The organism is Collinsella sp. CLA-ER-H9, assembly GCF_040092295.1.
In the GTDB taxonomy this organism is placed as follows: domain Bacteria; phylum Actinomycetota; class Coriobacteriia; order Coriobacteriales; family Coriobacteriaceae; genus Collinsella.
The window spans coordinates 164,057-187,977 of sequence record NZ_JBBNLV010000001.1 but is presented as its reverse complement, the minus strand read 5'-3'; the positions used below and the strand labels follow the sequence as shown (position 1 = coordinate 187,977).

The 23,921-nt window shown below is 61.5% G+C and carries 21 protein-coding genes and 1 tRNA gene; 15 read left to right on the top strand and 7 right to left on the bottom strand.

Going from position 1 to position 23,921, the window contains the following annotated elements; translation table 11 throughout:
* The first annotated feature begins 188 nt into the window (after nucleotides 1-188).
* Both clpB and AAAX73_RS00805 read left to right on the top strand, forming a co-directional pair.
* Nucleotides 189-2,816 (top strand): ATP-dependent chaperone ClpB, encoded by a 2,628-nt coding sequence (gene clpB / locus AAAX73_RS00810; protein ID WP_349124748.1) that lies wholly within the window; start codon nucleotides 189-191, stop codon nucleotides 2,814-2,816.
* Between the two features lie 126 nt (nucleotides 2,817-2,942).
* On the top strand, nucleotides 2,943-3,143 hold the full coding sequence (locus AAAX73_RS00805) for a hypothetical protein (protein ID WP_349124747.1): 201 nt from the start codon (nucleotides 2,943-2,945) through the stop codon (nucleotides 3,141-3,143).
* Nucleotides 3,144-3,275: 132 nt separating this feature from the next.
* Here the strand turns inward: AAAX73_RS00805 and AAAX73_RS00800 are convergent, their stop codons facing one another.
* From AAAX73_RS00800 to AAAX73_RS00790, 3 genes are all read right to left on the bottom strand, one after another.
* Entirely contained in the window at nucleotides 3,276-4,778 is a 1,503-nt protein-coding gene (locus AAAX73_RS00800; RefSeq protein WP_349124746.1) for a hypothetical protein, read from the bottom strand.
* A 233-nt stretch (nucleotides 4,779-5,011) separates the two neighbouring features.
* The gene (locus tag AAAX73_RS00795) at nucleotides 5,012-6,019 is read right to left on the bottom strand and encodes a DUF5692 family protein (protein WP_349124745.1); all 1,008 of its coding nucleotides are present in this window, start codon (nucleotides 6,017-6,019) and stop codon (nucleotides 5,012-5,014) included.
* 63 nt (nucleotides 6,020-6,082) lie between these two features.
* Nucleotides 6,083-6,745, bottom strand: coding sequence for a TetR/AcrR family transcriptional regulator (locus AAAX73_RS00790; protein ID WP_349124744.1), 663 nt, complete (start codon nucleotides 6,743-6,745; stop codon nucleotides 6,083-6,085).
* 187 nt (nucleotides 6,746-6,932) lie between these two features.
* Between AAAX73_RS00790 and AAAX73_RS00785 the strand changes: the two genes are divergently transcribed.
* The 7 genes from AAAX73_RS00785 to AAAX73_RS00755 all read left to right on the top strand — a co-directional run bounded on the left by AAAX73_RS00785 (nucleotide 6,933) and on the right by AAAX73_RS00755 (nucleotide 14,327).
* Nucleotides 6,933-9,710, top strand: coding sequence for an FAD-dependent oxidoreductase (locus AAAX73_RS00785; RefSeq protein ID WP_349124743.1), 2,778 nt, complete (start codon nucleotides 6,933-6,935; stop codon nucleotides 9,708-9,710).
* A gap of 195 nt (nucleotides 9,711-9,905) precedes the next feature.
* Complete coding sequence (locus AAAX73_RS00780; protein ID WP_055250791.1) at nucleotides 9,906-10,334, top strand: hydrogenase maturation nickel metallochaperone HypA; 429 nt, start codon at nucleotides 9,906-9,908, stop codon at nucleotides 10,332-10,334.
* Nucleotides 10,335-10,739: 405 nt separating this feature from the next.
* Nucleotides 10,740-11,729 carry a PTS sugar transporter subunit IIB gene (locus tag AAAX73_RS00775; protein ID WP_055250789.1) on the top strand — a complete coding sequence of 330 codons (990 nt, stop codon included), beginning with the start codon at nucleotides 10,740-10,742 and terminating at the stop codon, nucleotides 11,727-11,729.
* 18 nt (nucleotides 11,730-11,747) lie between these two features.
* The gene (locus tag AAAX73_RS00770) at nucleotides 11,748-12,566 is read left to right on the top strand and encodes a PTS mannose/fructose/sorbose transporter subunit IIC (RefSeq protein ID WP_035136637.1); all 819 of its coding nucleotides are present in this window, start codon (nucleotides 11,748-11,750) and stop codon (nucleotides 12,564-12,566) included.
* Between the two features lie 16 nt (nucleotides 12,567-12,582).
* Entirely contained in the window at nucleotides 12,583-13,503 is a 921-nt protein-coding gene (locus AAAX73_RS00765) for a PTS system mannose/fructose/sorbose family transporter subunit IID (protein WP_349124742.1), read from the top strand.
* Nucleotides 13,504-13,623: 120 nt separating this feature from the next.
* Nucleotides 13,624-14,022: a DUF956 family protein gene (locus AAAX73_RS00760; RefSeq protein ID WP_118080233.1), complete on the top strand. Its 399-nt coding sequence runs from the start codon at nucleotides 13,624-13,626 to the stop codon at nucleotides 14,020-14,022.
* A gap of 229 nt (nucleotides 14,023-14,251) precedes the next feature.
* Nucleotides 14,252-14,327 (top strand) — tRNA-Arg (locus AAAX73_RS00755).
* A gap of 89 nt (nucleotides 14,328-14,416) precedes the next feature.
* On the opposite strand, the gene AAAX73_RS00750 is transcribed toward AAAX73_RS00755, so the two are convergent.
* The 3 genes from AAAX73_RS00750 to AAAX73_RS00740 form a co-directional block, all read right to left on the bottom strand.
* On the bottom strand, nucleotides 14,417-15,226 hold the full coding sequence (locus AAAX73_RS00750) for an iron-containing alcohol dehydrogenase (RefSeq protein ID WP_308196325.1): 810 nt from the start codon (nucleotides 15,224-15,226) through the stop codon (nucleotides 14,417-14,419).
* Nucleotides 15,205-15,465: an iron-containing alcohol dehydrogenase gene (locus AAAX73_RS00745; protein ID WP_308196324.1), complete on the bottom strand. Its 261-nt coding sequence runs from the start codon at nucleotides 15,463-15,465 to the stop codon at nucleotides 15,205-15,207. The genes AAAX73_RS00750 and AAAX73_RS00745 overlap by 22 nt, the downstream gene beginning before the upstream one ends.
* Nucleotides 15,466-15,641: 176 nt before the next feature.
* A complete protein-coding gene (locus AAAX73_RS00740; RefSeq protein WP_233542971.1) occupies nucleotides 15,642-15,962 on the bottom strand; it encodes a hypothetical protein in 321 nt (106 codons plus the stop codon).
* Between the two features lie 589 nt (nucleotides 15,963-16,551).
* Between AAAX73_RS00740 and AAAX73_RS00735 the strand changes: the two genes are divergently transcribed.
* From AAAX73_RS00735 to AAAX73_RS00715, 5 genes are read left to right on the top strand one after another with little or no spacing between them, the layout of a single operon-like run.
* Nucleotides 16,552-17,040: a PTS sugar transporter subunit IIB gene (locus AAAX73_RS00735; RefSeq protein ID WP_118080235.1), complete on the top strand. Its 489-nt coding sequence runs from the start codon at nucleotides 16,552-16,554 to the stop codon at nucleotides 17,038-17,040.
* Nucleotides 17,041-17,055: 15 nt separating this feature from the next.
* Nucleotides 17,056-17,829, top strand: coding sequence for a PTS sugar transporter subunit IIC (locus AAAX73_RS00730; protein WP_118080237.1), 774 nt, complete (start codon nucleotides 17,056-17,058; stop codon nucleotides 17,827-17,829).
* Nucleotides 17,822-18,682 (top strand): PTS system mannose/fructose/sorbose family transporter subunit IID, encoded by an 861-nt coding sequence (locus AAAX73_RS00725; protein WP_118080239.1) that lies wholly within the window; start codon nucleotides 17,822-17,824, stop codon nucleotides 18,680-18,682. The genes AAAX73_RS00730 and AAAX73_RS00725 overlap by 8 nt, the downstream gene beginning before the upstream one ends.
* 33 nt (nucleotides 18,683-18,715) lie before the next feature.
* Entirely contained in the window at nucleotides 18,716-19,120 is a 405-nt protein-coding gene (locus AAAX73_RS00720; RefSeq protein WP_118080241.1) for a PTS N-acetylglucosamine transporter subunit IIBC, read from the top strand.
* Between the two features lie 29 nt (nucleotides 19,121-19,149).
* A complete protein-coding gene (locus AAAX73_RS00715) occupies nucleotides 19,150-20,586 on the top strand; it encodes a family 43 glycosylhydrolase (protein WP_118080243.1) in 1,437 nt (478 codons plus the stop codon).
* A gap of 146 nt (nucleotides 20,587-20,732) precedes the next feature.
* Here AAAX73_RS00715 and AAAX73_RS00710 read toward each other — a convergent pair whose 3' ends face one another.
* Nucleotides 20,733-21,020: a hypothetical protein gene (locus AAAX73_RS00710; RefSeq protein ID WP_199574332.1), complete on the bottom strand. Its 288-nt coding sequence runs from the start codon at nucleotides 21,018-21,020 to the stop codon at nucleotides 20,733-20,735.
* Nucleotides 21,021-21,134: 114 nt separating this feature from the next.
* Here AAAX73_RS00710 and AAAX73_RS00705 point away from each other — a divergent pair, with 114 nt between their 5' ends.
* Nucleotides 21,135-23,888 (top strand): PRD domain-containing protein, encoded by a 2,754-nt coding sequence (locus AAAX73_RS00705; protein ID WP_158567254.1) that lies wholly within the window; start codon nucleotides 21,135-21,137, stop codon nucleotides 23,886-23,888.
* Nucleotides 23,889-23,921 lie beyond the last annotated feature (33 nt).

Sequence of the window (23,921 nt, the reverse complement as noted above, 5' to 3'; positions counted from 1 at the left end):
CAGATTGAGATAGTAAGGGGATGAGGCCGCAGCGGGCGAGCGGGTCTGCCCCCTATCTCTTAATCACTCAGAAAATCTTATATATAGAGACTTAGATTTATGTATAAGATCGCGCAAAGCTGGCAACAATACATCTCGAACAACGTGAAGCCGCCCCGTAGGGCGGCCACCCCAAGAGAGGTGATTCCATGAGAATCGATAAGCTAGCAATGACGTCGCGCGAGGCGCTGCAGACCGCCATGAGCACGGCTGCCGACGCGCAGGCCGGCGCGGTGGAGCCGATTCACCTGCTGTCTGCCCTGCTCGGTGCTGGTGAGCGCAATATCTCCGTGATTATCGAGCGCATCGGTGCCGACCCGGCCCAGCTCGCACGCTCCACGCAGGATGCCATCGACCATGCGCCTAAGGTTTCGGGCGAGGGCCAGCAGATGGGTCTTTCCAATGAGCTCGTCCGCGTCATCGAGAAGGCCGAGAAGAAGGCCACCAAGATGGGCGACAGCTTTGTGGTGACCGAGCATCTGCTGATGGCACTTGCCGAGGACAAGGGTGAGGCCGGCCGCGTTCTGCGCGACGCCGGCGTGACCAAGGAGCGCATCGAGCAAGTCTACGAGGAGCTGCGTGGCGATGACCGCGTGACGTCTGCCGAGGACAAGACTCAGTTTGAGGCGCTGGAGCAGTACGGCCGCAATATCTGCGACCTTGCCCGTGCCGGCAAGCTCGACCCGGTCATCGGCCGTACCGACGAGATCCGTCGTACCATCCAGGTCCTGTCCCGTCGCACCAAGAACAACCCCGTGCTCATCGGCGAGCCGGGCGTCGGCAAGACGGCCATCGTCGAGGGTATCGCCCAGCGTATCGTGGCCGGCGACGTGCCGAGCACCCTGCGTGACCGCGACCTCATCGAGCTTGACATGAGCGCGTTGGTCGCCGGCGCCAAGTACCGTGGTGAGTTCGAGGACCGTTTGAAGGCCGTGCTCAAGGAAGTGCAAAAGTCCGAGGGCAAGGTCATCCTGTTCATCGATGAACTCCACACCATTGTGGGCGCGGGTGCCACCGAGGGCTCCATGGACGCCGGTAACATCCTCAAGCCGGCGCTCGCCCGTGGCGACCTGCATGCGATCGGCGCGACCACGCTCGACGAATACCGCAAGTATATCGAGAAGGACGCGGCGCTCGCGCGTCGTTTCCAGACCGTTATGGTGAGCGAGCCTACCGTCGAGGACACCATCTCAATCCTGCGTGGCCTCAAGGAGAAGTACGAGATCTTCCATGGCGTGCACATCACCGACAGCGCGCTCGTGGCCGCCGCCGACCTCTCCGATCGCTATATCGCCGACCGCTTCCTGCCCGACAAGGCCATCGACCTGGTCGATGAGGCGGCAAGCCGTCTGCGCATGGAACTCGACAGCATGCCGGTCGAGATTGACGCCACCACGCGTCAGCTCACCCAGCTGCAGATCGAGGAACAGGCGCTCATGAAGGAGACCGATGACGCCTCCAAGGAGCGTCTGGAGGCCCTGCGCCAAGAGATTGCCGAGGTCCAGGAAAAACTCAACGTGCAAAAGGCCGGCTGGCTCAACCAGAAGAACGCCATCGACCACGTGCAGGAGCTCAAGGGACAGCTCGACGAGGCCAGGAGCGAAGAGGAGCGCGCGACGCGCAACGGCGATCTGGGCCGCGCGTCCGAGCTGCGCTATTCCGTGATCCCGGGTCTGCAGCAGCAGATTCAGGATTCCGAGGCTGCGCTCGAGGCACAAAAGCAGCAGGACGGCGAGGGCCTCAACGAACAGGTGACCTCCGATGAGATCGCCGAGGTCGTGAGCGCCTGGACCGGTGTGCCCGTCTCCAAGATGATGCAGGGCGAGCTCGACAAGCTGAAGGGCCTGGAGGGCGAGCTGCATAAGCGCGTCATCGGCCAGGACGAGGCGGTCTCCGCCGTCGCCGCAGCTGTGCGCCGCAGCCGTGCGGGCCTCTCCGATCCAGACAAGCCCATCGGCAGCTTCTTCATCCTGGGCCCCACCGGCGTGGGCAAGACCGAGCTCGCCAAGGCGCTTGCCGAGTGCCTGTTCGACGACGAGCGCGCGCTCGTGCGTATCGACATGTCCGAGTACATGGAGAAGTTCAGCGTTCAGCGTCTGATCGGTGCGCCCCCGGGATACGTGGGCTACGACGAGGGTGGCCAGCTCACCGAGGCCGTGCGCCGTCGTCCGTACTCCGTGATCTTGCTCGACGAGATGGAGAAGGCTCATCCGGATGTCTTTAACGTGCTGCTGCAGGTGCTTGACGACGGCCGTCTAACCGATGGTCAGGGTCGCCAGGTGTCCTTCAAGAACACGATTATCATCATGACGTCCAACGTGGGCTCCAAGGCCATCGCCGAGCTTTCCGGCAAGGACGAGGAGGAGATGCGCCATCAGGTCAACGCGGCCATGGCTCAGACCTTCCGCCCCGAGTTCCTCAACCGTATCGACGATATCGTGGTGTTCCATCCGCTCGGCATGGCGCAGATCGAGAAAATCGTCGACATCCAGCTCGCCGACGTCCGCGCGCGTCTGGCCAAGGAGCGCATGACGCTTGCCATCACCCCGGCGGCCAAGCAGATGCTCGCCGTGGGCGGCCTGGACCCGGTCTTTGGCGCCCGTCCGCTCAAGCGTCTGGTCCAGCGCGAGGTCGTGGATGCCATCGCCGCCGCTATCATCGACGGCACGGTGCGCGAGGGCGATCAGGTGACGGTCGATGTCGACAAGGACGGCGGCTTTACCGTCGTGTGCGACAATACGCCGGCGGCCACCTACGAGGTCCCCGACGCCGAGTAGATTTTGGGCCATGCCTTAAAATCTGCCTTTTGAGCCGAACGCCAAGGGCGGCGGATCCGATTGGGTCCGCCGCCCTTTTTCGTGCGACAATCGATGGTGTTGAACGTGAGCACATGGCAAGGAGCTATGCAGATGAAAGACGAGAACAAGACGAACGCACCGGTGGCTGAGGCGGCGCCCGCCGCACCGAAGACTCCGCCTAAACCGGCGCCCAAGCCGCGCGACCCCTATATCCGTGCCGAGAACGAGGACGATGACGGTTACGATCCCTACAGCGATCGCCGCCCCGAGCGCGAGCCAATGTTCGAAGCCGACCCGTGGCGCTGAGTGCCACCCAAAAGGCCGCCAATAAGTTGCGGTGAAATAGGGACTGTTTTGCAGTTTGATCAGCAAAAACCGTCCCTATTCCACCGCAACTGCGTTAGGGATGTGGATGTCGGGCGGCTGTCTTCGGGCTGGCTAGTCCTGGGCCTTGATGCTCGGCAGGAGAATCTGGGCGAGGTAGTCGGTCTCGAGTTTGGTCGCGGTGTCTGCCTTGCCGTCTTTACCGACCAGGTCGTTTTTGATCTGGCTGTATGTGTAGCGGTTGCCGGTCGTGAGCTCGACAAGCTCAATCACCGTGTCCATGGGGTAGGTCGACACGGGGTTCTGCGTGCGCCCGTTGATGGTTTGCGGAATCACGTACGGATAGACAGGGCCGCTGGCGTAGACGGTGTAGCCGTTGCCCAGGCTGACCGTGCCCAAAACCGTATCGCCGTCATCGGGGGTAAAGGTCTCGCCGTCGCGCACTGCGACAAGCGTCACGAGCGGTGTGTTGGTGTCGCTGTCCAGATAAATGCACAGCGTGCTGCCGTTTTGCCAGGTTGCGACCTTGCCATACCACTCAACCGGAATATCGAGCTGATACAGGTTCGTCGCCTTGTGCCGAGCGTCGGCATCGCGGGCGGACTGAGCCTCGCTTGCGCTTACGGCGTTGGCGGCGGCATCGCGGCGCGTAATTGCCGCCTGCTGGAGTATCTTTGCCGCGGCGGCAGAGCTTGCGCCCCCTTCCTCGGCATACTTGGCGGCGGCATCGATCTGGTCGTCAGTCACCGTGTCGGCCGAAGGTACCTTGAGCTTAAAGGTGGCTTGAGCGCGCAGATCCTGCCCATCGCTCTTAATGGTGACCTGCGCCTTGGTGGTCGGGACGGTGTAGATGGTGCCGTCTTCCGCGATGGGGGATCCAGCAATGGAGAGCGTGTAATCGCCGGGCAGCAGCTTAATGCCGCGACCGTGCTCGTCAACGTAGAGCGTTTCGCTCACAGAAGAGCCGTCGGAGTCCTGGCCACTCACCTGCACGGGGATCTTTGAGCCGGTGGAGCAGTCGAGCCCCGCGGCATGTACGCCAATTTGCACCGACATCATGGTATGGGCGTTTGCGGCAACCACGGCGGCCCGCTCTTGCTGGTATCCGTTCCAAGCCGCATAGCCCGCGCCGCCGGCGACGAGCGCGATGGCAACAACGCCTGCCACCATCAGGTTGCGTCGCCTGGGCGACATCTTGCGATGGCGAACCTCGGCCTCGCGTGCCGAGGGAACGGACGGCAGGGGAATATCGCCCATGGCGATGGTCTCGTCTACGGCAGGCGCAGAGCCTAAGCCAGGGAGCTCGCGGGTCAGCGAATCTTCGGCGGGCAAGCTGTCGAGCAAGATGGTTTCCTCGCTCGTGTCGGATTCGGGCTGGTCGTCGGCCTCGCATTCGGATTCCTCGTGCCCCGCCTCGTCTTCGGTGGGCGCGGCGCCATCGTCTTTTGCATCCTGATCATCGGGCTGCGCTTCGATTTCCGGCTCATCTCGCACATCAACGCTCGAATCGTCAAACGCAATCTCGGCCAGTGCAATCTGGTCAAGGCTCTCCAGGGCCTCGGCACACGCTTCTGCATCTTGGGCCGCATCCTCTTGGCCCATCGTCTCATCTTTCATATATCCCCCAAGCTCAATATCGGGACAACACTGTACCCAAAAATGGAGCCATATAAAGCGCATGCGAAATATAAGATCCGATTTAACCCGAGTGCATCGTTTAGCCGCATCCTCGCGGCAGCAAAAAGCCCCCGGAACGTGAACGAATCACATTCCGGGGGCCCTGCAATGCGTTGAGTTGCGCGGAGCCGGTTATGCGGCTTCGTACTCAAGCGATGTTTGCGTCAGGCGCGTTACTCAGCGTGCGCGTAATCAACCTTGGCGCGGCAAGCGGTGGCCTTCTCCCAGTCGCTGGTGCCCTCAAAGACATCCTGCTTGTAGGGATTGCGGCCGAGCTTCTTGGCGCGGTAGGCGATGTAGATGATCGCGGCGACGTTGGCGATCAGTGCGGCGATCGAGACCGCGGTAGCGGCGCCGGGGTCGAGCGTGGAGTGGGTCACAAAGATGGACTCCTCCTGGAAGTACGGGAACACCTGGGCAAACATGCACCAAATGGCCAGCGTGAAGGCGCGGTTCTGGATCCAGCCGCCCTTGTTCCAGATAAAGGCGGCGATGGTGGGCGCCAGCAGCAGCGCAAAGCCGCAGAACCAGGAGTGGGTGGGCAGGCAGTTGTAGGTGTAGCAGAAGTTCCAGATATCGTAGGCGATGATGTAGACCCAGGTCATGTCGGGCCACAGCATGTCGGTCTGATCCTCGGAGGCGTAGACGCTCCACCAACCGGTCATGCAGAAGATGTTGATGATACCGGCGATGCCGTTGAACACGTTGTTCCAGCCGGCCAGCTGCGTAGCACCTTCGGAGGTGACCCAAGTGGATTGGCCCAGGACAAAGAAGTGATAGGCGCTCTCGAAGTCGGACACGACGGCGATCATGATGTTGATGGCGACGATCACAAACGGCCATGCGCGGAACCAATGCGCCTTGCCGATCTTGCCCCACTGGTACTTAATGGCAATGAAGCCCCAGCAACCGGCCAGCGCCGCGTATACCTTGGCGTAGTGGAACCAGCTGTTCTGGTACACGTGGGTGGGGTTGGTGAGCGCCCACTCGGCACCCTGCGAAACGCCGACGGCGATGGCGACGCAGTAGATGGTCATGGCCAGCGGAGCCACGCCAAAGATGATTGCCGCGCCCAGCTTGGTGCGGCGGCCGACCTCGTTGAGCACGATGAGGCCAATAAAGACCATGGCCCAGCCGGCCCAGTGGATAAGGGTATCGCTACCCCAAACATCGAACAGCATGCTGCTCTCCTTTCACACGCCCGCGGCCCCTCTTCTGATCGCGGGCAGTTTGGCCAAATGTCGTCAGTTCTGGGGCTTGCGCTCCGGATACTTGGCGGTATAGCCCTCGATGTGGAGTGTCGAGGCGATGATTTCCTTGACCGTCTCGTCGGGCACATCGGGGTGTGTGCGGATATACATCAACAACCCCATGATGAGGGTGTAGAACGTCTCGTAGACATGGTCGATGCGTAGCTCATGATGGGCGACAAAATCCACCACGGTGGTGTCGCAGATATACTGCGCCACGCGCTGGGCCACGTTGTGCAAAAAGCCGCCGTAGAGCGCACCGCTGCTCGAGGTGAGCGTGCTCGGCAGCTCATGGCCGCTCACGACCAGACGCTTAAAGAGCGGGGCGACGGTGTCGAGCGCGCCTTCGATATCACCGACGGTGCGGCCGGCGTTCCACTGCTCGAGCTCGGAGATAAAACCGTCGATTGCCTCGTCCATGACAGCGGTGACGGCGGCGTCCATATCAGCAAAGTAGTGGTAGAACAATGAGCGCGTGCAGCCGGCTCGCTTGGTCACGGCCGAGACAGATAGATGCGACACGCCCAGCTCGGAGCTCACGGTGCGCACGGCGGCGAGGATCTCGCGACGGCGTTCGTCGCCCGTCAAGCGCTTTGCCGCGCTATCGGATGCGGGGACGGCATCGACCACAGAGGTATCTGCTGTGTTGTCGCCCATGTTTTGCCGCCTTTCATCCTCTTTTGCCTGACCGTTCGCCTAACAGTCTTGAATATTGTTGACGGTTCGTCAATACTGTTTTTGACACAATGTCAACAATAACGGGTGAACGGCGTGGGGGCATGTCGAGCCCGTAAAAAGAGGGGCGCCGCGGTCTCGCCGGGCTGTGGCAAGAGAAGAGACAACCATGATTCTCAACGGACCGGGAATTAGCTACACCGAGCCCGATATCGGTTCGGAGTTTGTGCCGCCGCTGCCGGAGCATCCGCGCGAGGCCATCGTCAAGCTGTGCGAGCACTGCACCAACCGTCTGCTGCATCGCGACGAGCTGCTGGGCTACGAGTACTGGTCGTTTGCCGAGGCCGCGACCGACGAGCAGGCCGAGGTGCTCTGCAAGATGAAGATGCGCCGTCCCTACACGCTGCCCGAGATGATCAAGCTCACCGGCATGCCCGAGGCCCAGATCGAGAAGATGCTCGACGACATGAGCTACACGGGCCTGCTCGAGTACAACTGGGAAAACCCCGAGCGCGCCAAGCAGTGGGTGCTGCCCATGCTGGTACCGGGTTCCGCCGAGTTCCTCAACATGCGCGTGAGCCAGCTCGAAGAGCACCCGGTCTACGCCAAGTTCTTTGAGCAGGCGTCCAAGGGACCGCTGTCCAAGGCCACGCCGATGGTGCCGCCCGGAGGCGCCGGCATCGGCATGCACGTCATTCCGGTCGAGAAGGCTATCGATGCCGCGAGCACGTCGGTGCCGATCGAGCATATCGAGCATTGGCTCGACAAATACGAGGGTAAGTATGCCGCCAGCACCTGTAGCTGCCGCGCGAGCCGTCGCGTGATGGGCGAGGGCTGCGCCGACGACCCCGCCGACTGGTGCATCGCCGTGGGCGATATGGCCGACTACGTGGTTGAGACCGACCGCGGCCACTATGTGACGCGCGAGGAGGTTTACGACATCCTGCGCCAGGCCGAGGACAACGGCTTTGTGCACCAGATCACCAATATCGACGGTGAGAACAAGATCTTCGCCATCTGCAACTGCAACGTCAACGTGTGCTATGCCCTGCGCACCTCTCAGCTGTTCAACACGCCCAACCTGTCGCGCTCGGCCTATGTCGCCAAGGTCGAGAAGGACAAGTGCGTGGCCTGCGGTCGCTGCGTTGAGGTGTGTCCGGCCGGCGCCGCCAAGCTGGGCCAGAAGCTCTGCAGCAAAAAGGCCGGCGGACAGGTGCCCGAGTATCCGCGCCAGGAGCTGCCCGACGCCACCAAGTGGGACCACACCAAGTGGTCGCCCAACTACCGCAACGACAACCGCATCGAGACGCATGAGTCCGGCACCGCGCCCTGCAAGACGGCCTGCCCCGCGCATGTCGCCGTTCAGGGCTATTTGAAGCTCGCGGCTCAGGGCCGCTATGACGAGGCGCTGGCGCTCATCAAGCGTGAGAACCCGCTGCCCGCTATCTGCGGCCGCGTGTGCAACCGCCGCTGTGAGGATGCCTGCACCCGCGGCCGTGTGGACGCCGCCGTGGCTATCGACGAGGTCAAGAAGTTCATCGCCCAGCGCGATCTTGATGCCGCGACCCGCTATGTCCCACCCGTGGTGACCCCGACGCGTGCCGGCGGCTTCGACCAGAAGATCGCCATCATCGGTGCCGGTCCGGCAGGTCTGTCCTGTGCCTTCTATCTGGCCGAGAAGGGCTACAAGCCCGTCGTGTTCGAGAAAAACGAGCGCCCGGGCGGTATGCTCACCTACGGCATTCCCAGCTTTAAGCTGCAGAAGGATGTTATCGAGGCCGAGGTCGAGGTCATTCGCCTGATGGGCGCCGAGTTCCGCTATGGCGTGGAGGTCGGTCGCGACGTGACGCTCGACGAGCTGCGCGAGCAGGGTTTTAAGGCCTTTTATGTTGCCATCGGCTGCCAGGGCGGCCGCTTCGCCGGTATTCCGGGCGAGGATGCCGAGGACGTGACCGTGGCCGTCGACTTTTTGCGCGAGGTCAACAGTGGCAAGATCGACGCGCTGCCCGGCCGCACCATCGTGGTGGGCGGCGGCAACGTGGCCATCGACGTCGCGCGCAACGCCTGCCGTCTGGGTTCCGAGCACGTTGAGATGTTCTGCCTGGAGAGCGAGGCCCAGATGCCCGCCAGCGAGGAGGAGCGTCGCGAGGCCGTTGAGGACGGCGCTCACATCAGCTGCGGCTGGGGCCCCAAGGAGGTTCACCTGGACGAGGCCGGTCGTGTGTGCGGTATCACCTTCAAGCGCTGCACGCGTGTCTTTGACGACGAGGGCCGGTTTGCGCCCGAGTACGACGAGAACGATCTGCGCCGCGTCGATGCCGACCGCGTGGTCATGTCGATTGGCCAGTCCATTGTGTGGGGCGACCTGCTGGCTGGCTCCAAGGTGGAGCTCGGCCGCGGCCAGGGTGCTCTTGCCGACCCCCAGACCTATCAGACCGCTGAGCCCGACATCTTTGTGGGCGGCGACGTCTACACCGGTCCGAGCTTTGCCATCGACGCCATCGCCGCCGGTCACGAGGCCGCCGTGTCCATCCATCGCTTTGTGCAGCCGGGATCCACGCTCACCATCGGCCGCAACCAGCGCCACTACACCGCGCTCGACCGCGACGATGTCGTGATCGAGAGCTACGACAACGCGAGCCGCGAGGTGGCGCATGTCGACCGCGAGCGCGAGAAGGCTGCACCCTTTAGCGAGTACGTCGAGACCTTTACCGAGGAGCAGGTGCGCGCCGAGACCGCCCGCTGCCTGGGCTGCGGTGCCTCGATCGTCGACCCCAACAAGTGCATCGGCTGCGGCTTGTGCACCACCAAGTGCGCGTTCGATGCCATCCACCTGGATCGCGATCGCCCCGAGTGCTCCACGATGGTCAAATACGAGCAAAAGCTCCCAAGCCTGGGTAAGTACGCGCTCAAGCGCGCCATCAAAATCAAATTCGGGAAGAAGTAAAAGAACCTAACAAGTAAGCGAACGGCGCAGAGAACGGTTGGACAGCGAGCGGGTCCCAGGCGTGGCGAGGTGCCTTGAAAGAGGAGGGCATAGGGCTTTTGCCCATGCCCGACGATTGAAAGGCAGATCGCCCGTCTGGGGCTCGCGCAGCGTCAAGCCGACCGCCGTTCGTTAGAACGGCGGAAGGAATTAAAAGTGCACGAGCTCGGAATCGTTTACCACATCATTCGCGATGTCGAGAACGTGGCGCGCGCCAATGGCGTGAGTCGCGTTTCGAGCGTCACGCTGCTGCTGGGCGAGGTCTCGGGCGTCGTTCCCGACTTGCTGCTCGACGCTTGGCGCTGGGCGGCAGATAAAAAGCCCATCGCGCAGGGCGCGGAGCTTATTGTGGAGCCTGTCGAGGCCGTGACGCATTGCGAGGCGTGCGGCCGCGACTATGCGACAGTCGAGCACGGCAAGACCTGCCCTCATTGCGGCAGCGGCGAGACATACCTGCTGCAGGGCCAGGAGGTCATGATTAAGCAGATTGAGACCCCCGACGAGGAACCGGCAGACGCTGCCCCCGACGGCCCTTCCGACGTCCTCGACGCCGTCGATGCCGCCCACCCCCTCCACATCGTCTAGGATTCCCTATAAGTTGCGGTGAAATAGTTCCTAAATCCAGCCTTCTGGCTCTTAAACAAGAACTATTCCACCGCAACTTTTTTGAGTGGTTTCGTAGATCATAAGTCGCGCAAATAGTCAAGTCATACCTGTTTGAACAATGTAGCGGCAGTACAAGCGCATTCGCGCTTGCCTAAAATCGATATTAATGAACAGTCTGCTTGTATCTGTAAAATGCGTGGCTTGATGAGCGACGCCTTGGCGGGTAATGAGTCGAAAAGCAGCAACGTAACCAACTTGTAACAAACTTAGACGTTTAAACAAATAATCCAACCTTTTGCGGATTTAGCTATAATTCCACAAACCAAACAGGTATACTCCTTTCATGTCATGTAGGAATCACGTAGACAAAAAGGAGGTTATGTGATGGTAAGTATTGTTCTTGCTAGCCACGGGGACTTGGCAGCTGGAATCAAGCAGACGGGCTCGATGGTCTTTGGCGATCAGCCGTCTGTGGCCGTGGTCTCGCTCGAGCCGAGCATGGGCCCCGACGACTTCCGTGCTAAGGTCGAGGAAGCAATCGCTTCCTTCGAGGACCAGGAGCAGGTGCTCTTCCTCGTTGATCTGTGGGGCGGCACGCCGTTCAACCAGATTAGCGGGCTCATCGAGGGCCATGATTCCTGGGCTATCGTCACCGGTGTCAACCTGCCTATGCTCATCGAGGCATATTCGCAGCGCTTTGATGCAAAGAACACTGCACATGCGATCGCAAAACATCTCGTGACTGAGGCTAAGGCTGGCGTGCGCGTCAAGCCCGAGTCTCTGGAGCCCGAGGAGAAGAAGCCGGCTGCGGCCGCCGCTGCTCCTGCAGGCGCCATCCCTCCGGGAACGGTCATCGGCGACGGGCACATCAAGATTGCCCACGTCCGTATCGACACCCGTCTGCTGCATGGTCAGGTGGCCACCACGTGGACCAAGCAGATCAACCCCAACCGCATCATCGTGGTTTCCGACGGCGTTGCTCACGACGAGCTCCGCAAGACCATGATCGAGCAGGCTGCCCCTCCGGGAGTCCATGCCAACGTCGTGCCTATCAAGAAGATGGCCGAGGTCGTCAAGGACACGCGTTTTGGTGACACCAAGGCCATGCTGCTCTTCGAGAACCCGCAGGATCTGCTCAAGGCCATCGAGGCCGGCGTCGACATCAAGGAAGTCAACATCGGTTCCATGGCTCACTCCAAGGGCAAGGTCGTCGTCACCAACGCCGTCGCTATGGGCGATGACGACGTTAAGACCCTCGAGGCCCTCAAGGCCAAGGGCGTCAAGTTCGAGGTCCGCAAGGTTCCTTCGGATGCCTCCGAGGATCTCGATGCCATGTTGAAGAAAGCTAAGGCCGAACTGGCCGCTCAAGCATAGTAAAGGAGGGTCCGATACATGTCTGCAATCACTATTCTGCTTGTTGCGATTGTCGCGTTGCTTGCCGGTATGGAAGGCATTCTGGATGAGTTCCAGTTCCATCAGCCGCTCGTGGCATGCACGCTTATCGGTCTCGTAACCGGTCACCTTCAGGAGGGCATCCTCCTGGGCGGTTCGCTCCAGATGATGGCCCTTGGCTGGGCTAACGTCGGCGCCGCCGTCGCGCCTGACGCCGCTCTGGCCTCGGTCGCTTCTTCGATCATCATGGTGCTCGCCCTCAACGGCGGCGCCACTGATTCGGCCAAGGCCGTTACCGCGGCCATCGCCGTCGCCGTCCCGCTGTCGGTCGCTGGTCTGTTCCTGACCATGATCTGCCGTACCATTGCTACCGCTATCGCTCACGCCATGGACGGTTGCGCCGAGAAGGGCGACTTCTCCGGCATCGAGCGCTGGCAGTACGCTGCCATCCTCATGCAGGGCCTTCGTATCGCCATCCCGGCAGTACTTCTGTGTGTTATCCCGGCCGAGGCTGTTACCAACGCGCTTAACGCTATGCCCGACTGGCTGTCCGGCGGCATGGCCGTCGGCGGCGGCATGGTCGCTTCCGTCGGTTACGCCATGGTCATCAACATGATGGCCACCAAGGAGACCTGGCCGTTCTTCATCCTCGGCTTTGTCCTTGCTGCCATCCCTCAGCTCACGCTGATCGCCCTTGGCCTCATCGGCATCTCCCTTGCCCTCATCTACCTTGGCCTTAAGGATCTGGCCAAGCAGGGTGGCGGCACGGGCGGTGGCTCCGGCGACCCGCTCGGCGACATTCTGAACGATTACGAGTAGGAGGGGAGTGATACATATGGCAGAGAACAAGATTCAGCTCACCAAGGCTGACCGTAAGAAGGTTTGCTTCCGTCATCAGTTCCTTCAGGGCTCGTGGAACTACGAGCGTATGCAGAACGGCGGCTGGTGCTTCGCAATGATCCCTGCGATCAAGAAGCTCTACACCAGCAAGGATGACCAGATTGCCGCGCTTAAGCGCCACCTGGAGTTCTATAACACCCACCCCTATGTTTCCGCCCCCGTCATTGGCGTTACCCTCGCCCTCGAGGAGGAGCGCGTCAACGGTGCTCCGATCGATGACGTCGCCATCCAGGGCGTCAAGGTCGGTATGATGGGCCCGCTCGCCGGCGTCGGTGACCCCGTCTTCTGGTTCACCCTTCGCCCGATTCTGGGCGCTCTGGGCGCTTCCCTGGCCATGTCCGGCAGCATCGTCGGTCCGTTGCTGTTCTTCTTCGCGTGGAACATCATCCGTTACGCTTTCCTGTGGTACACACAGGAGTTTGGCTACAAGGTCGGCTCCTCTATCGCCAAGGACCTCTCCGGCGGTCTGATGGGCAAGGTCACCGAGGGCGCTTCCATCCTGGGTATGTTCATCATCGGCGCCCTGGTCGAGCGCTGGGTGTCCATTTCCTTCACCCCGATCGTCTCCACGGTCAAGCAGTCTGCTGGCGCCTTTATCGACTGGGCTAGCCTGCCTTCCGGTTCCGAGGGTATCAAGGAAGCGCTGACGATGTACAACTCCGTCGGTGCTACCGCCCTTGATCAGATGAAGGTCACCACGCTCCAGGGTAACCTCGATCAGCTCATCCCCGGCCTTGCCGCCGTGTGCCTGACCCTGCTGGTCTGCAAGCTCCTCAAGAAGAAGGTTAGCCCGATCGTCATCATCCTGGCTCTCTTCGCCGTCGGCATCATCGGTCGCTTCTGCGGCTTCATGTAAGCACGCTTCGGCTTAAGACCGAGAGTTGCTAGGTAAGGGCTTTTGAGCCATTGAAACGGACCGCACCCGGTGGGTACACTGGATGCGGTCCGATTGTTTTTATTGGAGGGCGAGGCGCGTATGGCGCAATCTCAGAACAGCACGGTCGATCTGGCAACGCCGGCAACCTGCCTGATGGGGCTTACCAGCCACGGTAACGTGATGGTGGGCAATAAGGCGTTTGAGTACTATAACGAGCGCAATCCCGAGGATTATATTCAAATCCCGTGGGACGAGGTCGACTATATTGCCGCCGAGGTTTTGCGCGGCACCAAGAAGATTACGCGTTTTGCCATCTTCACCAAGGACAACGGTCACTTTACGTTTTCGACGCGCGACGACAAAGAGACGCTTCGCGCGGTCCGCAAGTACGTCGACGAGAATAAGCTCGTGCGTTCGCCCGACTTTATCGATGTGACGGCCAAGGGCGCCAAGAGCATCCCCGCTGCCATCAAGAGCCTTTTCCACAGAGACAGCTAATCGTTGGCGATAGATGGCGGAAAATGCATCCCGGAATTTGTTCTCATTCCGGGATGCATTTTCCTTTTGAGGGCCAGTTGGGAAAGCTTGTCCCATTATTTCGCGTTATTCCGGGTTATTCTTTCCGATATTGAGGATTGCCCTCGGAAACTATTCGCTATAGAGCCTTCTCGATGAGTGGCCATGCGCTACATGGCAAAGGGGTAAATCTGCTACACTAGTACAACATGCCTCCGTAGCTCAGGGGATAGAGCACCGCTCTCCTAAAGCGGGTGTCGACGGTTCGAATCCGCCCGGGGGCACCAGGGAATATGACGGCGTCGCGGGAGCGGCGCCGTTTCTGGTTTGCGGGGGCCGCCGTGCTGCTCGCCCGTGGGGGACTGGCATCTGTTTCCTAGAGTGCGCTGCGGTAAATCTTTCTCGCGTTGTCCAGCGTGAGCTTCCTGAAGCTGCCGAAGAGCTCTCCGCGGTTGATCTTGAGGCCCGGAATCATCTTTTCGATATCGTCCTCGGTGACTCCGAACTCCGATAGCGCGCGCGGCATTCCCAGCGAGACGAAGAAATCCTGCAGCTCGTCGATGGTCGCTTCGACCGCGTACTCGATTGCCTGCTCGGGGGTTACCTCCACATCGAGCTCGTCCGCGTCCGAATCGATGGGTTCGATGCCAAGGGCCTGGGCGCTGAACTCCAGGAAGCGCTCAGGGTGCTCTCGCCATACGTAGCGCATCCAGGCGGGGAAGATGACGGCGAGGCCGGCGCCGTGCGTGATCTTGGTGTCCAGTGCGGATAGCTCGTGCTCAAGGCCGCGGCAGGTCCAATCGCCGTCGCGCAGGGCGTTATGGGCGAGCGTACCCACCCACATGATCTCGGCGCGGGCGTCGTAGTCATCGGGGTTCTCCATCACCTTGGGCGCCGCCTCCCTCGCGGCGCGCACTAGCCCGCAGGCGATGTTGTCGGTTACGCCCACGGCGGGCTCGCCGGAGAAGAGTCGCTCCATGATATGGGCGATCATGTCGGTCACTCCCGCGGCGGTCTGGCAGGCGGGCAGGCTGAAGGTCAGCTCCGGGTCGAGGAAGGCGATGGCCGGGCGGTTGAGGTCCGTGTTAATGCTGCATTTGAGGTGCTCCTCGTCGTTGCTGATAACGCAGGAGTTAGAGGCCTCGGAACCGGATGCGGGGATGGTCACCACGCAGGCGACGTCGATGCGGTCGGCGGGAACGGCGCGCTTGCGGAAGAAGTCCCATACGTCGCCGTCGTATACCGCCCCAGTGCGATGGCCTTCGCGCAGTCCATGACGGAGCCGCCGCCCACGGGCAGGATGATGTCGGCGTCGTTTGCCCGTGCGAGCTCGACGCCTTCTCGTGCCAAGCCTATTTCGGGGTTTGGACGCACCCCTCCAAGCCCGATGTGCTCCACGCCCGCGGCATCGAGCGATGCCCTCACGCGGACGAGCGTTCCGCAGCGAACTGCGGAACCCCTGCCGTAGACAATGAGCGCTCAGCGGTAGCCGGAGGCGGACAGAGTCCCCCAACCTTGTCGGTCGCTTTTCGCCCAAAGACAAAGCGGGTGGGGGAGTAGAAGGAGAAATCGTTCATGGAGCTCCAATCTGGCGTTTCGCCCTACATGCGCGGAGGAGTTTTTCGGGCGCATCGCCTGCGTTCGCGTCGCAATCTCGGCGGCGCGGTGCGGTCCGTGGATTCCATCGTATCGCCCGCGGCACCCCTTACCGACGATTGAGGCGAGTCTGCATTTCGCGGCGCGACGTCCACCTGGCGGACGATATCCGTTCGCGACACGTGGCCGTCCCGGTCGCAATAGCGTATGCGCACCGGGTTGCCGAGATGGGCCTGCGACCCCTTCTCCTGATGCGAGCGCGCGAGACGGGTGAGCAGCGGCGCGAGCACCTGCTCGACCGTCTCCTCCCGATACCACGCCGCCACGGGCAACCCGTTCACGTCAAACCCGTACGTTCGCCATGCCATTCGCCTCGCCGCCTTCGCCGAACGAAACCGCGTATCCAGACCGCCGGTCCCCCACCCAGCACTTCGACGAGCCTTCGCGCTCACTTCTGCGGTCGGGATGCGCCCGCGAGGCGCTCGGCAGGCAGCGCCATTTCCGCTCGCTGTGTCGAGCGCGAGTGTCGAGAAGTCGCCATATGCCACTCAGATGTAGCATGGAGTGCCGAAGTGCACGCGCCCGTGACGAAACACTGGCGCCAACCCGTTCCGCGCACCACCCCGCCCGTAAGGTGTGTGGCGAAAGGAGGACCAGCCGCATGAACATCCCCGAGACACAGAGCCTACCTCGATCGCATTCCGCACGAGCTTCTCTGACATTTCCGCCCATTACCACGTGGAGGTCCCCGTCGCGGAGATCGCCTACGCATACGACTACATCAATTCCCGGCATGCCCCGCGCAGGCAGGCCACGCTGAACGACGGGTCCGCGGCCCGGCAGGACGAATGACGCGCTTCGGCACAGGCCATGCCGAAACGCGTCACGCAAGCAAAGGAAGGAAGCCAACATCACATGAGCATCATCGCAGCACGCATCGACAACCGCCTGCTACACGGCATAGTGGCAACCCAGTGGGTACCCGAGTTCCGTCCGCAGCGTCTCATGGTCATCGATGACATCGTCGCCAACGACCCGACCAAGAAGGCCGCCATGCGGATGGCAAAGCCCTCGGGAGTCGCCCTCTCCATTATCAACAAGGAGACGGCTCTCACGAACTATCGGGCGGGCAAGTACGACGACCACACGGTCTTCATCGTGGCGCGAGACCCCCAGACCATCCTCGACGTCATACAGACGGGCCAGGTTGTTCCCACACTCGTGGTCGGAGGCACAGTCTTTCCCGAAGAGGGGTCAGACGCCGTCCAGGTGAGCAGTCGCGCCTACGTCACCAAAGACGAGCTGCCCGCATATCGAGCGATTGCTGGCACCGGCTGCGACATCACCGTTCGCTATGTGCCGGCCGACAAGCCCGTAGAGCTCTCCAGCATCATCACGCTTTAGCAAGGGAGTGAACTTATGACACCATCCATCATCCAGATAGCCGTCGTTACACTCATCGCCTTCATCTACGGAGCCGAGAAGAACGCGGGACAAATTCTCACGAACATGTCCGTCACGCCAGCATGGTTCGTCGGACTTGCGCTCGGCGACCCCGTAACCGGCCTCGCCGTCGGCGCCATCGTCCAACTCATGAGCCTGGGCGTGGCGGCCATGGGAGGAGCCTCCGTCCCCGACTATCCCACTGCCGCCATCATTGGCGCCGTCGTTGCCATCACCTCGGGTCAGGAGGCGAGCGTCGGCGTTGCCGCCGGAATCGCAGTCGGCATGCTCGGCCTTCAGCTCGACGTCATCGCCAAGACGGCAAACGGCTTCCTCGGGCGTACCTCGCAGCGCTTTGCCGAAGAGGGCAAGTACTCGCAGATGAAGAGCGTACTTTTCCTCGGTCCGGTCTTCTATGGCCTTACGGCGGCCATCCCCACGTTTGCCGTACTGCTCTTTGGCGCCGATGCCGTCAACGCTTTCCTCTCCGTCATGCCCTCCTGGTTCACGACCGGCCTCTCCATCGCCGCCGGTATCCTCCCCGTCGTCGGCCTTGCGATGCTTCTGTCCTTCATGCCAATGAAGAAATTCATCGCCTACGCCATCGTTGGCTTCGTTCTGGCCGCCTACCTGCAGATAAGCATTCTCCCCATTGCCCTGCTCGGTGCCGCCGCGGCCATCGAGTACTACAAGTCGCACAGCAATCCGTCCGTAAACGCCCTCGACGCTGGAGGTCTGGAAGATGAGTAACGAAGTTAACGCCACCAAGGCAAACGAAGCGCCAACCCGCCTGGCAGACGGAACGTACCAGCCAGTCCTCACCGTTTCCGATCTCGACCGTTGCGGCCGCCGCTGGATGCTCGGCGCGTCCATCTATAACTATGAGTCCCAGTGTGCCCCGGCGGTCATGTTCGCAACCGAACCCGCCCTGCGCAAGATCTATGCAGGAGACGAGGAGGGCTACCGCAGGTCACTTCTGAGCACCTATCGCTATTACAATGCGACTCCCCAGGTAAGCGGCCTGCTCCTCGGCGCCGGCCTAGCCTTGGAGGACAAGGGGCACAATGACGCCATCGACGCGGTCCAAGACCTTAAGATTGGCCTCATGGGCTCCCTCTCAGGAGTCGGCGATACGATCTTCGCCATCCTCATTCCCACCATCTTCGGCTCCATCGCCGCCTACATGGGACAGGCGGGAAACCCCGTCGGCGTGCTTCTCTGGCTCGCCGTCGCCATCGCCATCTTCGTATGGAAGCTCTTTGACTGGCGCATAGGCTATAAGTTCGGCGACAAGCTCTTCACGACCCTTGCCGAGAAGATGTCCGTTTTCACCGAGTCGACGTCGGCACTTGGCATGATGGTCGTCGGTGCGCTCATCCCCACCGTCATCAAGGTCTCGTGTGGTCTCACGTTCACCATGGGTGACGTCACGCTCGACGTCCAGACGGGCATCCTCGACCAAATCATGGTCGGCATGCTGCCCGTAATAGCCACAGCCATCGTCTACGCCCTCGTCAAGCGCAAGGTCAGCATCAACAAGATTGTCCTCGGCATCCTCATCATCTCGTGGGTGTGCGCGGCTTTCGGCATTCTTGCTGCCTAGCCTAGGGCTAGACCAACCCACAAAGGACGCATTATGAGGCACATCATCATTGCATCGCACTACGGCCTGGCAGCCGGACTCGGAGACACGCTCAAGGCCATCATAGGACCGGGGCACGACATCAGGGTTGTCTGCGCGTTTACAGACGAAACCCCGCTCGAGGAGAAGCTCGCCAGCGCATTCGAGGGCATCGCCGAAGATGACGAGACCCTCGTTCTCACCGACATCCTTCAGGGCAGCGTAAACCAGCTCGTAGCCTGCTCGGCTCCGCGAGGCGCGTTCATAGTGACCGGCGTAAACCTTCCCGTGGCCCTCGAGCTCTCGCTCCACGCCGGACAGCTTACTCCCGATGTGGTGAGGCATGTCGTCACCCAAGCCAAAGAGCAGCTCGTCTACCTCGGAGATCTTACTCCGGACGTTGACGAAGAAGACGAATAGGAAAGACGCGACAGTAAGGAGGACGAGACATGCGCAAAGTCCCGACCAATAACCAGCACCTGTTCTACCAACCGAAGGACGTGTGGGTGGGAGACGTCATGCCCTTCGGCAAGGACGGCACGTTCTATCTATACCACCAGCGTGACACGCGCGACCCCGCTCCGCTTGCCGAAGGACAGCCCTTTGGGTGGTCGCTCGCGACCACCCAGGACTTCGTGACGTACCAGGAACACGGAACGGCGATCCCCCACGGCGGAGAAGACGACCAAGACCAGTTCATCTACGCCGGAACCGTTTACGAGGCAAAAGGGGAGGTACGCGCTTTCTATACCGGGTTTAACCGCAACTACCTGCGAGAAGGCAAAACGTCCCAGGTGCTCATGCAGGCGAAGGCCTGCTCGGATGATTATGCGACGTGGAAAAAGACGGGCGTTGCAGTAGAGCTCACGCCTCAGCCAGGATACGATGGGCGCAACTGGCGCGACCCTTTCGTAATATGGGATGACGACCGGAAGGAATACCTCCTCGTACTGGGCACGCGTAAGGGAGACGACCCCTCCAAAACCCTCCAAACTGGCAGGCTCGTTCACTTTACGTCGAAGGACCTCGAGCACTGGCAGTTCAAGGGCGACTTCTGGGCCCCCGGCCTCTACACCATGTTCGAAATGCCAGACATTTTTAAAATTGGCGATTGGTGGTACCTGGTCTACTCTGAGTACAGCGACGAGAACAAGATCGTCTACCGCATGAGCCGCGATCTCTACGGTCCGTGGGAGAAGCCGAGAGATGACGCCTTCGACGGGAGGGCGTATTACGCCGGACGGACCGCCTTCGACGGATCGCGCAGGATTCTGTCCGGCTGGGTCCCCACGCGCGAGAACGACGATGACCGGGCCAACTGGCTTTGGGGTGGCTCGTTTATGCCCCATGAGGTGTACCAGCGCCCCAATGGCACCCTCGGCGTTCGCCCTCCCCAAAGCATAAAGGATGCGTTCGAGTGCCCTGATGCCGTCCCGGATATCGAGCTTCGCGGAGACCACGAACGAACGGAGTGCGTAATCACCGAAAACGCAGGCGAGATCTTCTGCTTCGAGGCAGACGTGACGTTCAGGGACGCTTGCGACTTCTCAATTCGAGCCTACAAGAATCTCGAGACCGACGAGTCGTACGAATACCGCTTCGACCTCGACGCGAATCGGCTCTCGTTCGACAAGAGCCCCTGTTACAAGTGGTTCCGCGTAATGGATAAGGGGCTTTGGAGGCCAGTCTGGCTCGAGTCCGGGCGTTCTTACCACCTGCAGCTCATCGTTGACGACAACATCCTCGTCCTCTACCTCGACGGTACCGCACTCACGACACGCGTCTGCGAGAAGTTCGGCCACTCGCTTGCTGTTACGGTAACGAATGGCGAACTCAAACTGTCCAACATAGCCTTGGCGAAGGGGCTGCGCGAACAGGAAAAGTAAGCCAGTGAACCTCGTCGCCACAGCGACTCCCCCAGCAAAACACGCGAACAACGGGTCCGGCCGCATTCCGGCGACCGGACTCGTCCTGTGCCCTGATGGCACATGGCCCCGGGCTGCCGACAGCGAGGCGGCCTTAGGGGCCTCGCCTACAGATTCCTGAGTGCGTCGACGAGGGAGACCTTGCCCGCGGTGACCTCGTCGGCCTGCTTGATGACCTTTGCGGGCACGACGGCCACCACAGCGCCGGCGGCAGAGTCGATTCGAGCGATGTGGTCAGAGACGGAGCGAACGGCGAGCCGCTTGCCGACAGGGAGGCAGTCAAAGGTGGCAAAGCGCACTCCTACGGTTGGGATACGCCCGTGAGGCGCTCGGCGGACAGCGCTGTTGCCGCTCGCTGTGTCGAGCGCAGGTGTCGAGAAGTCGCCATATGCCACTACAGATGTATCATGGAGTGCCGAAGTTCACGTGCCCGTGACAAAACGCGGGCGCCAACCCGTCCCGAGCACCACCCCGCCCGTAAGGTGTGGGACGAAAGGAGGACCAGCCGCATGAACATCCCCGAGACACAGAAAGACCTGCTTGCCTACCTCGATCGCATCACGCGCGAGCTTGGCAGCACGCGGGGCGGGCGCATCCAGAACCGTCTCGACCACTTCACCACGGCATCTATAACCGACTCGCTCGCCATCTCGCGCAGCCTGGCAAGTCAGTATCTCAACGAGCTCGTGCGCGCTGGCCTCGTGGTGAAAGCAGGGGCACGACCGGTGTGCTACTTCCACCGCCGCTCCCTCGAACGCTTCTTCCAGTCTCGCATTGAGCGTAGCACCTACCCTTCGGTCGAGCAGCTCTTCGCCACGCTCGGAAACGGCGAGCGACTCGACTTCGACCGCGCAATCGGTCACGAGCTGAGCCTTGCGCCCTGCATCAGCCAGCTCTGCGCCGCGCTCAAGTACCCGCCAGCTGGCCTGCCCATCCTGCTCTGTGGCGCCTCGGGAACCGGCAAGGGTCTACTCGCCGAACTTGCCCTCGAATACGGCAAGAACGTCGGCGTCCTGCAGCAGGAAGCCAAGCTTGTGAGCATCGACTGCTCGCATTACGCAGACGATGCCCGCGCGCTCACTCACGACCTGTGCGCAGATGGCGGGCCTGCAGATCGGGCGAGCGGCGGCATCGTTTATCTCAAGGACGTCGACGCCCTCTCACCCGCTGCCCAGGACGCGCTCTTGGAGTGGGCCTCCGCACAGGCGGGCGCCATTGTGCCAGCCCCTGCTGTGCGCCTTATCTTTGCCACCTCAAACGAGGCAGACAGTACCGAGTGCCGCAGCCTCACGCGTCGCATCCCCATGTCCGCCCAGGTGCCGTCTCTGCGCGAGCGCACCCAGGAGGAGCGTGAGGAACTGACTCTCCACTTCCTCAAGGAGGAGGGCCGACGCATAGGACGCGACATCCTCATAAGTCGCGGAGCCTTCCGAGCCCTCGCCGGCACCAACTTCGAGGAGAACGTACGCGGCCTGCGCGACTGCATCACCAACTGTTGCGCCGAGGCCTATCTAGACACGAAGGGTGAAAGCCTGGAGATTCGCACCTACCAGCTTCCCTCCGCAATCCTTGCCGGCTCCGCACTCGAGCGCAGCGAGAACGACATGCAGCTCATCGACACCACCCGGAGCATCCAAAGCCAGGCGGACGACCGCGCACGGCATGTACTCGACGCCATGCTGGAGCCATACGAGAGCTATCGCGAAGGCACGCTTGATGGGGGCGCGTGCAGCGCTCAGCTGGTGGAGCGAGCCCGCGACCTCGAGGACTACCTGGCGTTCGGGCAAAACCCGGGCCGCTCGAAGTCCGACGCATACGAGCAGATCGCCGACAGCGTCGTCACTTCCGTGAACGAACTCTACTCGATCGATTTGTCCCGAAAGAGCTCGCATCTAATCGCCCAGGGCATCTGCCTCCAGCTGTGGCCGCCCGCAAGCCTCTCGCGTTGGAAGAGCTCCCATGCAAGCGAGCTTTCCGGCATGCGCGGCGTCGTGGCCCAGCGCAACCGCTTTGCCGTTACTGTCTGCGCCTGCATCGCTGATGAACTCAAGGCCACGCTCGGCATCGCACTCGACGATCTCACGTGTCTGCTCGTCCTTGCGCATGCGGCACTCGCACTCGACCCGTCTAAGCGTCGTCGGAGCGTCGGTATCGTCCTCAGTCATGGCTACTCGACCGCCACGAGCATCGCCGACGCCGCCAATCGGATTCTTGACACGAGGGTCTTCGAGGCCATCGACATGCCCTACGACCAGAAGGTTACGGACGTCGCTGTTCCTCTTCAGCAAATCATCGACCGCTTCTCCTACGCAGACGAGGTCGTCATCCTCGTGGACATGGGATCGCTCCAGGATATTTATAAGAGTCTGGAATCCACCTCCGGCATGACGCTCGGCATCATAAACAACGCCTCTACCGGCCTTGCGGTGGAGGTTGGCGCCGGACTTATCGCGGGTCGCTCCGTGCGAGAGGTTCTCGACGATGCTGCGGCAGCTTGCACCTGTAATTATCACATCGTGGCGCGCAACGCCCGACCGGACGCGATTGTCTTCTGCTCCGAAGGCGGACTTGACGCAGCTGCGCGGATCCGCGATCTCGTGGCGCAGAGCCTGCCTGGCGAGTCCCCCGCGCGGCTTGTCGCCGTTGACTGGCGGCAGCTCGCCAATAACGGATCTGAGGATGCCGCCTTCTCCCAGTACAACGTGCGCTCGGTCATCGGCACGGACAATCCGCACGCCGACGGAGTCCCGTTCATTTCGCTCGAGGAACTCATCGCCGGCGAAGGAACGGCCCAGATAGACCGCGCCTTCGCACGCTTGCTCGACGCGGACAGCTTGCGCACGTTCCACCAGAATCTCGTCAAGAACATGACCCTCAGGAACGTGGTCGAGTCCATCACAATCCTTAACCCCAACAAGCTCTTCGGCGAAATCGAGAGTGCCGCAGAGCGGCTCCAGCAGCTCACCGGAGACGTGATTGGCGCTCGTGTGAGCATGGGGCTCTACGTGCACCTGTGTTGTCTCGTGGAGCGCCTCGTGACCAGAAGCCCCATCGAGAACTACGCAGACGAGCAGCGCTTCGCCAATGAACACAACGATTTCGTCGAGGCATTCCGCACGAGCTTCTCTGACATTTCCGCCCATTACCACGTGGAGGTCCCCGTCACGGAGATCGCCTACGCATACGACTACATCAATTCCCGGCATGCCCCGCGCAGGCAGGCCACGCCGAACGATGGGCCCGCGGCTCAGCAGGACGAGTGACGCGCCTCGCAAGCAAAGGAAGGAAGCCAACAT

Coding starts and splice junctions, on each gene's coding strand:
- AAAX73_RS00765 (WP_349124742.1), top strand. CDS start 12,583: ATGGCAGAGAACAAGATTCAGCTCACCAAGGCTGACCGTAAGAAGGTT.
- clpB (WP_349124748.1), top strand. CDS start 189: ATGAGAATCGATAAGCTAGCAATGACGTCGCGCGAGGCGCTGCAGACC.
- AAAX73_RS00715 (WP_118080243.1), top strand. CDS start 19,150: ATGCGCAAAGTCCCGACCAATAACCAGCACCTGTTCTACCAACCGAAG.
- AAAX73_RS00805 (WP_349124747.1), top strand. CDS start 2,943: ATGCAGATGAAAGACGAGAACAAGACGAACGCACCGGTGGCTGAGGCG.
- AAAX73_RS00785 (WP_349124743.1), top strand. CDS start 6,933: ATGATTCTCAACGGACCGGGAATTAGCTACACCGAGCCCGATATCGGT.
- AAAX73_RS00720 (WP_118080241.1), top strand. CDS start 18,716: ATGAGGCACATCATCATTGCATCGCACTACGGCCTGGCAGCCGGACTC.
- AAAX73_RS00775 (WP_055250789.1), top strand. CDS start 10,740: ATGGTAAGTATTGTTCTTGCTAGCCACGGGGACTTGGCAGCTGGAATC.
- AAAX73_RS00725 (WP_118080239.1), top strand. CDS start 17,822: ATGAGTAACGAAGTTAACGCCACCAAGGCAAACGAAGCGCCAACCCGC.
- AAAX73_RS00705 (WP_158567254.1), top strand. CDS start 21,135: ATGAACATCCCCGAGACACAGAAAGACCTGCTTGCCTACCTCGATCGC.
- AAAX73_RS00790 (WP_349124744.1), bottom strand. CDS start 6,745: ATGGGCGACAACACAGCAGATACCTCTGTGGTCGATGCCGTCCCCGCA.
- AAAX73_RS00760 (WP_118080233.1), top strand. CDS start 13,624: ATGGCGCAATCTCAGAACAGCACGGTCGATCTGGCAACGCCGGCAACC.
- AAAX73_RS00735 (WP_118080235.1), top strand. CDS start 16,552: ATGAGCATCATCGCAGCACGCATCGACAACCGCCTGCTACACGGCATA.
- AAAX73_RS00800 (WP_349124746.1), bottom strand. CDS start 4,778: ATGAAAGATGAGACGATGGGCCAAGAGGATGCGGCCCAAGATGCAGAA.
- AAAX73_RS00770 (WP_035136637.1), top strand. CDS start 11,748: ATGTCTGCAATCACTATTCTGCTTGTTGCGATTGTCGCGTTGCTTGCC.
- AAAX73_RS00730 (WP_118080237.1), top strand. CDS start 17,056: ATGACACCATCCATCATCCAGATAGCCGTCGTTACACTCATCGCCTTC.
- AAAX73_RS00795 (WP_349124745.1), bottom strand. CDS start 6,019: ATGCTGTTCGATGTTTGGGGTAGCGATACCCTTATCCACTGGGCCGGC.